Here is a 12,495-nt window from a genome sequence, read left to right as displayed (position 1 = left end):
CCTCAGCTCGTCGGCGGCGCCGCCGGGCACGGGGTGGGCTCGTTCGTGTGGGCCGTGATGAGCCACTGGCTCTTGTCGACCTTCTGCACGGTGAACGCGCCGAGCGCGGGACCGCCCTTGACGCCGAACCGGCACGAGCTGATCGTGAACCGGTCGCCGGGCAGCGGCTCGGACACGTACGAAGGCATCGACTCGGCGTAGTCGTTCTTGCTGGTGACCTTGCGGTTCAGCTCGTGCACCGCGACCTGGCAGTCGGCGTAGCCCAGGTCCTGGGCGAACTTCTGCTGGACGGGCTCGTCCATCCGCCCGCACGCCTGCGGGACGAGGTTCTGCGCGACGGCGTCGTAGACCTCGCGGACGGCTTCGTACGGGCTGGTCGAGAGGATGCGGTTGGTGTGGTAGGTCCCGCCGCCTTCCTGGGCCAGCTGGGCCGACGTCTTCCCGGCGTCGTTGGGGAAGAAGTGGTTGTACAGCCAGGTTCCCGCCACACCCAGGATGATGATCGCCAACGCCCAGGCGATGACCTTCTTACCCAGCCACTTCACCCACCGGGGCGGGCCACTGCGGCCGCGTCGACCCGCCGGGACCAGCTCGTATCCCGGCGGAATCGCCGGCGGCTGGCCCGCTCCGTGCTGCGGCACGGGGTGCTGGGTCTGGACGAGCCCGGCGTCCGGCGGGGGCGCCGGCTGGTTGCCCTGCTGGGCCTGGGTGAACTTCAGGTAGTCCTGGAACTGCTGGAACTGCCTGAACTGCGCCAGCTCCGCCGGATCCACCGGCGGCGTGGGAGCGGGCGTGCCGGAGCCCGCCGGTTCGATGTCCGAGCCCGGCTTTCCGTCATCACGCTGCTCCGCCACGTGACCATGATGCCCGCCGACGCGCGGTAAGGAACCCCCAGCCGCCCTAAACGCAGGTCAGGGCAGCCCCGCGGAAGACCGCGCAACCCACCCTTGTATAGTGAACAACGGTTCTACCGAAGACCGCTGGTTTTCCGAGCGCTCCCCTGAGCACGAGGAACGAAGGTCCCGCATCCGTCGGGCGGCCCGCGCAGGAGGAACGAGGCCCGGCTTTGTGCCGGATTGACGCCCCGCGCCTGCTTGCGCGAGGGCGTTTTGTCGTTTCGGGGGGCTCTTCGGGCCAGTGGAAACACTAGCCAAGAGAGGAGGCGACCATGGCGAAGCCCGACAAGGTGGCGGCCGTCGCCGAGATCGCGGAGAGCTTCCGCACCAGCTCGGCCACCGTCGTTACCCAGTACACCGGCCTCTCCGTGTCCCAGCTGTCCCAGCTGCGCCGCGCTCTCGGCACCAGTGCCAAGTACCGGGTCGCGAAGAACACCCTCGTCAAGCGTGCCGCCGAAGACGCGGGCGTCACGGGGCTCGAGGACCTGTTCGTCGGCGCCACCGCCATCGCCTTCGTCGAGGGTGAAGCGGTCGACGCCGCCAAGGCGCTTCGCGACTTCGCGAAGGACAACAACGCGCTTGTGATCAAGGGCGGCTACATGGACGGCAAGACGCTGTCCGTGGACGAGATCAACAAGATCGCCGATCTCGACAGCCGTGAGGTCCTGCTCGCCAAGGCGGCGGGCGCGTTCAAGGCGAAGCTGTCCCAGGCCGCCGCGCTGTTCCAGGCGCCGGCGTCCCAGGTCGTCCGCCTGGCTGCCGCGCTGGAGGAGAAGCAGCGCAACGCCACCGGTACCGAAGCAGCCGAAGCACCCGCCGAGAGCTGAACCACCCCCACCCCGAACGTCTAGTTCGTATTTCTGAGAGGAAGCCATCATGGCGAAGCTGAGCACCGCCGAGCTGATCGACGCCTTCAAGGAGCTCACCCTCCTCGAGCTGTCCGAGTTCGTGAAGGAGTTCGAGGACACCTTCGACGTCACCGCCGCCGCCCCGGCCGCCGTCGTGGCCGCCGCCCCGGGTGCCGCTGCCCCGGCCGCCGCCGAGGAGCAGGACGAGTTCGACGTCGTCCTCGAGGGCGCCGGCGACAAGAAGATCCAGGTCATCAAGGTCGTCCGCGAGGTCGTCTCGGGCCTGGGTCTGAAGGAGGCCAAGGAGCTGGTCGAGGCCGCTCCCAAGGCCCTCCTGGAGAAGGTCGACAAGGAGGCCGCCGAGGCCGCCAAGGAGAAGCTCGAGGCTGCGGGCGCCAAGGTCACCATCAAGTGATCCCGGGCGCGCAAGCGCCTACGCACCACCTCGTGAAGGGGCGGGCATCCACTCGGATGCCCGCCCCTTCCGTGTTGCGCGGAAGCTTCCCGGAGCGACTTGACGACCATGACCGACCCCGAGCACCTCGACCTCCTCGCGCAGCAGCTGTCCGCGCGCCAGCCCCTCCTCACGCTCTCGGCGGCCGCCGTCCTCGCACCCGTGGTGTTCTTGCTGGTCTTCGTCGCCTTCGCGGTGATCCCCTAGGAGCGGTGTCCGAATAGCCCCGGGTCCCTAAATCGTGGGTTCGGGGCTCCGCCGGTCTGCGACGGCGCTTTTCGTGGACTAGGTTGCTGCCAGTTGCCGATCACGGCGGGGTGACGATGGGCGCGAGGCTGGCCAGAAAAGAAAACTGGTGAGTAACCTGTTCGCACTCAGCTCGTTGCACCTGGTTGACGCGGGTTCACGGGGCCCGGCGGCCCACACCCGTCATCGACGTGGGTGGCGTGGGTGTGGCAGCGGGCGCAATGACGCGGAACAGCTCCTGGAGGTGCGATGGGTGCCGAGGTGGTCATCGAAGGCCTGACCAAGTCCTTCGGTAAGCAGGCCATCTGGCGGGACGTCACGTTGACGCTGCCCCCGGGCGAGGTGTCGGCGATGCTCGGTCCGTCCGGAACCGGCAAGTCGGTCTTCCTCAAGTCGATGATCGGGCTGCTCAAGCCCGACCGCGGCCGCTGCGTGATCAACGGTGTCGACATCGTCACCTGCTCCGAGCACAAGCTCTACGAGATCCGGAAGCTCTTCGGCGTCCTCTTCCAGGACGGCGCGCTGTTCGGCTCGATGAACCTCTACGACAACGTCGCGTTCCCGCTGCGGGAGCACACGAAGAAGTCCGAGACGGAGATCCGCCGGATCGTCCAGGAGAAGCTCGAGATGACCGGCCTCGCCGGCGCCGACAAGAAGCTTCCGGGCGAGATCTCCGGCGGTATGCGCAAGCGCGCCGGCCTCGCCCGCGCCCTGGTGCTGGACCCCGAGATCATCCTCGTCGACGAGCCGGACTCCGGCCTCGACCCGGTCCGCACCACCTACATCTCGCAGCTGTTCCTGGACGTCAACGCGCAGATCGACGCGACGTTCCTGATCGTCACGCACAACATCAACCTGGCCCGGACCGTGCCGGACAACCTGGGCATGCTCTTCCGCAAGGAACTGGTCATGTTCGGCCCGCGCGAGGTGCTGCTGACCAGCGAGGAGCCGGTCGTCAAGCAGTTCCTCAACGGCAAGATGCAGGGCCCGATCGGCATGTCCGAGGAGAAGGACAGCGCCCAGATGGCCGCCGAGCAGGCGATGTTCGACGCCGGGCACCACGCCGGTGGCGTCGAGGACGTCTCCGGTGTGCCGCCGCAGATGCAGACGACGCCGGGGGTGCCGCAGCGGATGGGCGCCGTGCGCCGCAAGGACCGCGTCATGGAGATCATGCACCGGCTGCCGGACGCCGCCCAGCAGGGCATCATCGCTTCGCTGAGCCCCGAGGAGCAGCGTCACTACGGCGTCAGCCCGCGGCAGGTCGCCCAGGCCCAGCAGCAGCTGCAGCAACAGCAGCAGGTCCCGGCCGGCGCCCGGCCCGGTGACGGCGTCCCGAACCAGCACCACGGTCAGCTGCCCGCCGACCAGGTGGCCCGCATCCCGGGCGGCGGCCAGCCGCCGAGACCCGGTGGCTCGCACCGGATGCCACCGCCGCCGAACAACGGGCCAGGTGGCAGGTGAGCTCTCCCGCTTCACAGGCGAAGATCCCCGGAATCGGCATGCTGCGCGAAACCGGGAACCTGTTCGCTCTCGGCCTCGACATCGTTCGTGGCATCTTCCAGCGCCCGTTCCAGCTGCGGGAGTTCATCCAGCAGGCCTGGTTCATCGCGAGCGTGACGATCCTGCCGACGGCACTGGTGGCCATCCCCTTCGGCGCGGTCATCTCCCTGCAGTTCGGGTCGCTCGCCCGCCAGCTGGGCGCGCAGTCCTACACCGGCGCGGGCTCCGTGCTCGCCACCGTGCAGCAGGCCAGCCCGCTGGTCACCGCGCTGCTGGTGGCGGGCGCGGGCGGCTCGGCCGTCTGCGCCGACATCGGCGCCCGGACCATCCGCGAAGAGATCGCCGCGATGGAGGTGCTCGGCGTCTCCGCGGTGCAGCGGCTGATCGTGCCGCGCACGCTCGCGATGATGCTCGTGGCGTTGCTGCTCAACGGCATGGTCAGCGTCATCGGCGTGCTGGGCGGCTACTTCTTCAACGTCGTGCTGCAGGGCGGGACGCCGGGTGCGTACCTGGCGAGCTTCTCCGCCCTCGCGCAGCTGCCCGACCTCTGGGTCGGCGAGCTCAAGGCGCTGATCTTCGGGTTCATCGCCGCCGTCGTCGCGTCCTACCGGGGGCTCAACCCCTCCGGCGGCCCGAAGGGTGTCGGGGACGCGGTGAACCAGTCGGTGGTCATCACGTTCCTCATGCTCTTCGTGGTGAACTTCGTGATCACCCTGATCTACCTGCAGATCGTGCCCGGAAAGCTGGACTAGCGCCATGACGTTCCTCCAGGGCGCGAAACGCGTCGCCAACCGACCGCTCCAGACGCTGGACACGCTCGGCGACCAGATGTCGTTCTACGGCCGGGCGCTGCTGTGGACACCGCGGACGCTGCGCCGCTACACGAAGGAAGTCCTCCGGCTGCTGGCCGAGGTGAGCTTCGGGTCCGGTTCGCTCGCGGTCATCGGCGGCACGGTCGGCGTGATGGTCGGCCTGACGCTGTTCACCGGTGTCCTCGTCGGCCTCCAGGGCTACTCGGCGCTGAACTCGATCGGGACGTCGGCCTTCACCGGCTTCCTGACGGCGTTCTTCAACACGCGGGAGATCGCGCCGCTGGTCGCCGGCCTCGCCCTGAGCGCCACCGTCGGCGCCGGGTTCACCGCGCAGCTCGGCGCGATGCGGATCTCCGAGGAGATCGACGCGCTCGAAGTCATGGGTGTGCCGAGCCTGCCGTACCTGGTGACAACGCGGATCATCGCCGGGTTCGTCGCGGTCATCCCGCTCTACATCATCGGCCTGCTGAGCTCGTACCTCGCGTCACGACTGGTCGTCATCTACATCTACAACCAGTCGGCCGGTACCTACGACCACTACTTCGACCTGTTCTTACCACCGCAGGACGTGCTGTATTCGTTCATCAAGGTGCTGCTCTTCAGCGTCTTGATCATCCTGTCGCACTGCTACTTCGGGTACCGGGCGACCGGCGGCCCGGCCGGCGTCGGCGTCGCCGTCGGCAAGGCCGTGCGCCTGTCCATCGTCACGGTGTCGATCATGAACTTCTTCATCGGCTTCGCCATCTGGGGAACCGACGTCACGGTAAGGATCGCGGGATGAGGACGCTCCGACGCAGGCTGCTGGGCCTGGCGCTCGTCGCCGTGATGGTCGGCGGGGTGGCGCTGTCCATCGCCATGTACGACAAGGCGTTCACCTCCGTCGTCACGGTCAAGCTGCAGGCCGACAAGATCGGCAACCAGCTGATCAAGCAGTCCGACGTCAAGGTGCGCGGGCTGATCGTCGGGTCGGTGCAGGACATCGTCGCCACCGACCGCGGCGCGGAGCTGACCCTCGCGCTCAAGCCGGAGTCGGCGAAGCTGATCCCGGAGAACGTCTCGGCGCGGTTCCTGCCGAAGACCCTCTTCGGCGAGCGGTTCGTCTCGCTGGAGATCCCGAAGGACCCGTCGGCCAGGACGATCGCCAGCGGCGACGTCATCCCGCAGGACCGCACGTCGAGCGCGGTCGAGCTGGACCAGGCGTTCGAGCACCTCATGCCGGTGCTGCAGGCGGTGCAGCCGCAGAAGCTGTCGGCGACGCTCACCGCGATCTCGACCGCGCTGCAGGGCCGCGGTGACCAGCTCGGCGACACGCTGACGCAGCTGGGCACCTACATCGGCGAGCTGAACCCGCACGAGCCGGAGCTGCAGCACAACCTCAAGGCGCTCGCGGAGTTCTCCGACCACCTCAAGGACTCGGCGCCGGACCTGGTGCAGAGCCTGGACAACCTGAGCACGACGACCCGCACGGTCGTCGACCAGCAGCAGAACCTCTCCAGCCTCTACGGCAGCCTGACCCAGGCCTCGGTGGACCTGCAGACGTTCCTGCAGAACAACAAGGACAACATCATCTCCCTCGTCGACACCGCCCGGCCGACGGCCGAGCTGCTGGCGAAGTACGCGCCGGAGTACCCCTGCGTGATCTCCCAGATGGCCAAGAACGTGCCGCTGATCGACCAGGCGCTGGGCAAGGGCACCGACAAGCCCGGCCTGCACGCGACGATCGAGATCATCGTGCCGCGCGCCCCCTACGAGGCGGGCAAGGAAGAGCCGCGGTTCGACGACAAGCGCGGCCCGCGCTGCTACGACATCAAGGACATCCCGAAGCCGTTCCCGTCGGAGCCGCCGGACGGCGCGTTCAAGGACGGCACGCTGCACCAGGCCGCGCCGAAGAGCGTCGGCGAGGGCCTCAACCCCGCCAAGTTCAAGGCGGACGCGGCCGGAAACGGCGCCGCCGGCGGTGACCTGGCTTACTCGACGGCGGAGCAGGGCTTCCTGGCCGACCTGCTGGGCCCGCAGCTGGGCATGAACGCCGCGGACGTGCCGGACTGGAGCTCGCTGCTCGTCGGTCCGCTCTACCGCGGGGCGGAGGTGACGGTGAAGTGAGGGGCCTGCTCGCGCCGCTGATCAAGCTCGGTGTCTTCGTGGTCGTCACCGTGCTGTTCACGACGATCCTCGGGATCAGCATCGCCAACATCAACACCACCAGCACCAACGGCTACAAGGCGCGCTTCACCGACGCGACGCTCTTGCTGCCCAACGACGACGTCCGCATCGCCGGCGTCCGGGTCGGGCAGGTCAAGGACGTCAAGATCGTCGACAAGCGCCAGGCCGAGGTCGAGTTCGAGGTCGACTCGGGCCGGCAGCTGCCGGCCGGGGTGACCGCGCAGATCAAGTTCCGCAACCTGGTCGGCCAGCGGTATGTCTCGCTCGGCGAGGGCGAGAACTCCGGCGGCAAGACGCTGCAGCCCGGCGGCACCATCCCGCTCGACCGGACGACCCCGGCGCTGGACCTGACCGAGCTGTTCAACGGCTTCAAGCCGCTGTTCACCGCGCTCAACCCGGACGACGTCAACAAGCTGTCCTACGAGGTCATCCAGGTCCTGCAGGGTGAGGGCGGCACCGTCGAGAGCCTGCTGTCGCACACCGCGTCGCTGGCCACCACGATCGCCGACAAGGACCAGGTCATCGGCCAGGTCATCGACAACCTCAACTCGGTGCTCGACACGGTCAACGCGCACACCCCGCAGCTCAACGACCTGATCGTCAAGCTGCAGCAGCTGGTGTCCGGGCTGGCCGCGGACCGCAAGCCGATCGGGGACGCGATCGAGAGCCTCGGGAACCTGGCCCAGACGACGTCCGGCCTGCTGGGCGAGGTCCGCGAGCCCCTGAAGAACGACATCAGCGCCCTCGGGAACCTCACCGACCAGCTGAACAAGAACGAGCCGGAGCTGGAGCACTTCATCCAGTTCCTGCCGACCAAGGTGAGCACGCTGACCCGCACCGCGGACTACGGCTCCTGGTTCAACTTCTACGCCTGCGAGTTCTCCGGGAGCGTCAGCTTGCCCCCCTTGATCCCCGAAGTGTCGCTCCCGCTGGTGCCTCTCAACCGGGAGAGGTGCAAGGGATGAAGTCGTTCCAGAAGCGCAACCCCGTCCCGATCGCGCTGGTCGGCATCGCCGTCCTGGCGCTCGGGTTCATCGCCGCGCTGAACTCCGACGACCTGCCGGTGATCGGCGGCGGCACCACCTACACCGCCGAGTTCAGCGAGGCCTCCGGGCTGCAGCAGGACAACGACGTCCGGATCGCCGGGGTCAAGGTCGGCAAGGTCAGCGACATCGAGCTCGACGGCGCGTCGGTGAAGGTGTCGTTCAAGGTCAAGGACGCCTGGCTGGGCGACCGGACGAGCGCCGCGATCAAGATCAAGACGCTGCTGGGCCAGAAGTACCTGTCGCTCGACCCGCAGGGGGAGGGCTCGCTCAACCCGGGCGCCCCGATCCCGCGGGACCGCACGATGGCCCCCTACGACGTGCTCGACGCGTTCCGCGGGCTCTCGCAGACGGTCGACAACATCGACACGAAGCAGCTGGCGCAGAGCTTCGACACGATCTCGCAGACCTTCGCCAACACGCCGGAAGACGTGAAGGGCGCGCTGTCGGGGCTGTCGAAGCTGTCCGACACGATCGCCTCGCGCGACTCGCAGCTGTCGAACCTGCTGGCCAACACCCGCGAGGTGTCGCAGACGCTGGTCGACCGCGACGCCGAGGTCCAGAAGCTGCTCACCGACGGCAACAAGCTGCTCGACGAGCTGTCGAAGCGCGAAGACGCGATCACGTCGCTGCTGAACGGCTCCCGCGAACTGGCGACGCAGCTGCAGGGCCTGATCGACGACAACGGCAAGCAGCTCGACCCGGTTCTCACCTCGCTGGACCAGCTGACCTCGATGCTGCAGCGCAACCAGGACTCCCTGGCCGAGGGCATCAAGAAGTTCGCGCCGTTCATCCGCGTCTTCACCAACACCATCGGCAACGGCCGCTGGTTCGACAACTACATCTGCGGCCTGGTCCTGCCGTCGTTCGGCCCGATCAACGAAGAGGGGTGCTACACGAAATGAGTGACACCCGCTTCGGAATGGCCCTGACCCGGGGCTTCACCATCGCGATCGTGCTCGCGCTGGTCGTCGCCGGCGGGATCTGGTGGACCCTCAAGGACGCCGGCCGCAACCACCTGACCGCGTACTTCGCCGGCGCCGTCGGCCTGTACGAGGGCAACAGCGTCCGGATGCTCGGCGTCGACATGGGCACGGTCACCAAGATCCAGCCCATGGGCAACCAGGTGAAGGTCGAGTTCGAGTACGACCGCTCGGTCGCCGTCCCGGCCGACGCCAAGGCGCTCATCGTGGCGCCGTCGCTGGTGTCCGACCGCTACGTCCAGCTCGCGCCCGCCTACACCGGCGGCCCGCGGATCTCCGACGGCGCGGTCATCGGCCTCGACCGCACCGAGGTGCCCCTCGAGGTCGACCAGCTGGCCTCCAGCCTGGCCCGGGTCAGCGAGACCCTCGGCCCGAACGGCGCCAACAAGAACGGCTCGCTGTCGAACCTGCTGAACACCGCGGCGGCCAACGTCGACGGCAACGGCCAGGCCCTGCACGACACGATCACCAAGCTCGGCCAGGCGGCCGGCACGCTGTCGGGCAACAAGGACGACCTGTTCTCCACGGTCGAGAACCTCGGCAAGTTCTCCCAGACGCTGGCCGACTCCGACAAGCAGGTCCGCACCTTCGAGGGCCAGCTCGCCGACGTCAGCGGCTTCCTGGCGTCCGAAAAGGACAACCTCGCCGCGACCGTGCAGCAGCTCGGCACCACGCTCACCGCGGTGCAGGCGTTCATCGACCAGAACCACGACCGGCTCAAGTCCAACGTGGACAAGCTGGCCGGGGTCACCAAGGTGCTCGTCGACCAGCGCAGCTCGCTCGCCGAGATCCTCGACGTCGCGCCGGTCGGCCTGAGCAACCTGGTCAACACCTACAACGGCTCGGCCGGCACGCTCGACGCCCGGCCGAACCTCAACGAGCTCACCCAGCCGCCGCTGGTGATGATCTGCCGGCTGCTCAAGCAGGTCGGCACCAACAACATCCCCGACGTGCTCGGCAACGCCTGCGAGAGCATCGCGGGCGTGGTCGACAAGGTGATCCCGCTGCCGTCCGTGGCGCAGACCGTGCAGGCCCTGCAGTCCGGTCAGCTGCCGCCGCTCCCGCTGCCCATCGCCGGGCAGCTCTACGGAGGTGGCCAGTGAAGAAGCTCCTGACCGTCGGTGCGCTGGCCACCGTGTCGGCGCTGACGCTGTCCGGGTGCGCGTTCAACGGCATCTACGACCTGCCGCTGCCCGGCGGCGCCGACCTCGGCGACCACCCGTACACGGTGAACGTCGAGTTCCGGGACGTCCTCGACCTCACCCCGCAGGCCGGGGTGAAGGTCAACGAGGTGCCGATCGGGCGGGTCGAGAACGTCGGGCTCACCAAGGACGGCTGGCACGCGCTGGTGACGCTGAAGGTCAACGGCGACGTCAAGCTGCCGGCCAACGCGCTGGCCAACGTGAAGCAGTCCAGCCTGCTCGGCGAGAAGTACGTCGAGCTGGCTTCGCCCGGTGACGACCAGGCCCAGGGCAAGCTCGCCGACAACGCGACGATCCCGCTGGCCCGCACGAACCGCAGCGTCGAGGTCGAAGAGCTGCTCGGCGCGCTGTCGCTGCTGCTCAACGGCGGTGGGGTCGACCAGCTCAACACCATCACCAAGGAGCTCAACAACGCCACGTCCGGGCGCGAGCCGGACATCAAGGCGCTGCTGGACAACGCGAACCAGCTGGTCACCAACCTGGACAACCAGTCGCGCAACATCACCCGGGCGCTCGACGGGCTGAACCGGCTGTCCTCGACGCTCAACGACCAGAAGGACAAGCTGGTCGGCGCGGTCGACAACCTCGGGCCGGGGCTCGGGGTGCTGGAGTCGCAGCGCGGCCAGCTGGTCACCATGCTCAACGCCTTGAACAACCTCTCCGGCGTCGCCACCGAGACGGTGAACGCGTCGCAGAAGGACCTCGTGGCCGACCTGAAGGCGCTGACGCCGACGCTGCAGAAGCTCGGCGAGGCGGGCAACGACCTGCCGAAGGCGCTGGAGATCCTGCTGACGTTCCCGTTCAGCGACCAGGCCGTCAACGACGTCAAGGGCGACTACTTCAACCTGTTCGCGAAGGTCGACCTGAACCTGAAGACCGTCGTCGAGAACCTCGGCAACAGCCGGCAGAACATCCTGGCCGGCCAGCTGCCGCTGGACGGCCTGACCGGCGGGGTCTCGGGCACGCCGGCCAACCAGCCGCCGCCGCTCCCGATCCCCGGGGAGAACGGGCAGTCCGGCCAGACCAAGCCGGGGCTCGGCAACCTCTTCGGGCTGCTTTCGGGAGGTAACGGCTGATGCTGGTACGCAGGACGAGGATCCAGCTGGTCGCGTTCGCGGTCATTTCGGTCGTGGCGATCGTGTACGCGCTGATCCGGTTCGCCGGGCTCGGCAGCGTGTTCGGCAGCAGCGGCTACACGGTGAAGCTCGAGCTCAACGAGTCGGGCGGCATCTTCACCAACGCCGAGGTCACCTACCGCGGCTACAACGTCGGCCGGGTGGGGGAGCTGCGGCTCACCCGGACCGGGCTCGAGGCGGACCTCAACATCGACCCGTCGGCGCCGCAGGTGCCCGCGGACCTCGACGCCGTCGTCGCCAACCGTTCGGCGGTCGGCGAGCAGTACGTCGACCTGCGGCCCAAGGCCGACAAGGGCCCGTACCTCGCGGCGGGTTCGGTCATCCCGGCGTCGAAGACGACCACCCCGGTCAGCACCGAGCGGCTGATCGGCGACCTCGACACGCTCGCCGCTTCGGTCCCGGTCGACTCGCTGCGCACGGTCGTCGACGAGTCCTACGACGCCTTCCGCGGCACCGGCGGCGACCTGCAGAAGCTGCTCGACACCGCGCGCAGCTTCACCACGACCGCGCAGGAGTACCTGCCGCAGACCATCCAGCTGCTCGACGCCGGCGGCCAGGTGCTCGACACGCAGAACGACCAGGCGCAGAACTTCGCGTCGTTCAGCAAGAGCCTCAACGAGCTCACCGGCACCCTGAAGAACTCCGACGGCGACCTGCGCAAGCTCATCGGCATCACGCCGCAGGTGGCGTCGCAGATCAGCCAGGTGCTGCAGGAGTCCGGCCCGGGCCTCGGCGCGCTGACGGCGAACCTGCTCACCACGGCGAACCTGACCGTGACCCGGCTCGACGGGATCGAGCAGGGGCTCGTGACGTACCCGGCGCTGGCCGGCGCGGCGAGCAGCGTCGCGCCCGGCGACGGCACCGCGCACCTCGGGCTGGTGCTCAACCTCTTCAACCCGCCGGCCTGCACCAAGGGCTACCTCCCGTACTCGCAGTACCGCACGGGCGCGGACACGTCGGCGAAGCCGGCGAAGGAGGACGCGTACTGTGCCGAACCGAAGGGCAGCCCCATCAACGTGCGCGGGGCGCAGAACGCGCCGTACGGCGGGGTGCCGGTCGCGCCGAGCGACGCCGACGTGTCGGCCAACGCGAACCGGCCGGCGGAGGAGCTCGCCGACGAGCGCAACACCCGGGGTGTGCCGGGCATCGTCGGCAGCCCCGGCGTGAGCCTGAACAGCCTGGGCTCGCTGCTGGGCCTCGCCTGACGTGGAT

13 protein-coding genes are annotated in these 12,495 nt (G+C 68.4%); 12 read left to right on the top strand and 1 reads right to left on the bottom strand.

The genetic code is table 11. The annotated features are described in order from the left end of the window. Positions 1-2: 2 nt before the first annotated feature. On the bottom strand, positions 3-854 hold the full coding sequence (locus ACZ63E_RS12085) for a hypothetical protein (protein WP_465335982.1): 852 nt from the start codon (positions 852-854) through the stop codon (positions 3-5). Between the two features lie 314 nt (positions 855-1,168). Here ACZ63E_RS12085 and rplJ point away from each other — a divergent pair, with 314 nt between their 5' ends. From rplJ to ACZ63E_RS12025, 12 genes are all read left to right on the top strand, one after another. Further along, positions 1,169-1,723: a 50S ribosomal protein L10 gene (gene rplJ, locus ACZ63E_RS12080; RefSeq protein WP_465335981.1), complete on the top strand. Its 555-nt coding sequence runs from the start codon at positions 1,169-1,171 to the stop codon at positions 1,721-1,723. Between the two features lie 49 nt (positions 1,724-1,772). Beyond that, the gene (gene rplL / locus ACZ63E_RS12075) at positions 1,773-2,159 is read left to right on the top strand and encodes a 50S ribosomal protein L7/L12 (RefSeq protein ID WP_465308605.1); all 387 of its coding nucleotides are present in this window, start codon (positions 1,773-1,775) and stop codon (positions 2,157-2,159) included. Positions 2,160-2,267: 108 nt separating this feature from the next. Continuing rightward, the gene (locus tag ACZ63E_RS12070) at positions 2,268-2,405 is read left to right on the top strand and encodes a hypothetical protein (protein WP_465308607.1); all 138 of its coding nucleotides are present in this window, start codon (positions 2,268-2,270) and stop codon (positions 2,403-2,405) included. 288 nt (positions 2,406-2,693) lie between these two features. Beyond that, positions 2,694-3,905: an ABC transporter ATP-binding protein gene (locus ACZ63E_RS12065; protein WP_465308609.1), complete on the top strand. Its 1,212-nt coding sequence runs from the start codon at positions 2,694-2,696 to the stop codon at positions 3,903-3,905. 38 nt (positions 3,906-3,943) lie between these two features. After that, positions 3,944-4,696, top strand: coding sequence for an MlaE family ABC transporter permease (locus tag ACZ63E_RS12060; protein ID WP_465309407.1), 753 nt, complete (start codon positions 3,944-3,946; stop codon positions 4,694-4,696). A gap of 4 nt (positions 4,697-4,700) precedes the next feature. Next, positions 4,701-5,537 (top strand): MlaE family ABC transporter permease, encoded by an 837-nt coding sequence (locus ACZ63E_RS12055; protein ID WP_003060266.1) that lies wholly within the window; start codon positions 4,701-4,703, stop codon positions 5,535-5,537. After that, positions 5,534-6,859 (top strand): MCE family protein, encoded by a 1,326-nt coding sequence (locus ACZ63E_RS12050; protein ID WP_465335980.1) that lies wholly within the window; start codon positions 5,534-5,536, stop codon positions 6,857-6,859. The genes ACZ63E_RS12055 and ACZ63E_RS12050 overlap by 4 nt, the downstream gene beginning before the upstream one ends. After that, on the top strand, positions 6,856-7,884 hold the full coding sequence (locus ACZ63E_RS12045; RefSeq protein ID WP_465335979.1) for an MCE family protein: 1,029 nt from the start codon (positions 6,856-6,858) through the stop codon (positions 7,882-7,884). The genes ACZ63E_RS12050 and ACZ63E_RS12045 overlap by 4 nt, the downstream gene beginning before the upstream one ends. Continuing rightward, a complete protein-coding gene (locus ACZ63E_RS12040) occupies positions 7,881-8,867 on the top strand; it encodes an MCE family protein (RefSeq protein ID WP_465335978.1) in 987 nt (328 codons plus the stop codon). The genes ACZ63E_RS12045 and ACZ63E_RS12040 overlap by 4 nt, the downstream gene beginning before the upstream one ends. Then, positions 8,864-10,048 (top strand): MCE family protein, encoded by a 1,185-nt coding sequence (locus ACZ63E_RS12035; protein ID WP_465335977.1) that lies wholly within the window; start codon positions 8,864-8,866, stop codon positions 10,046-10,048. Before ACZ63E_RS12040 ends, ACZ63E_RS12035 begins: the two co-directional genes overlap by 4 nt. Then, positions 10,045-11,223, top strand: a complete 1,179-nt coding sequence (locus tag ACZ63E_RS12030) for an MCE family protein (protein WP_465335976.1) — start codon at positions 10,045-10,047, stop codon at positions 11,221-11,223. Before ACZ63E_RS12035 ends, ACZ63E_RS12030 begins: the two co-directional genes overlap by 4 nt. Beyond that, positions 11,223-12,488 carry an MCE family protein gene (locus ACZ63E_RS12025; protein WP_465335975.1) on the top strand — a complete coding sequence of 422 codons (1,266 nt, stop codon included), beginning with the start codon at positions 11,223-11,225 and terminating at the stop codon, positions 12,486-12,488. Before ACZ63E_RS12030 ends, ACZ63E_RS12025 begins: the two co-directional genes overlap by 1 nt. Positions 12,489-12,495: the final 7 nt, after the last annotated feature.

The sequence above is a fragment of the Amycolatopsis sp. NPDC104819 genome (assembly GCF_055583145.1).
This window is presented reverse-complemented; position numbering and strand designations above follow the sequence as displayed.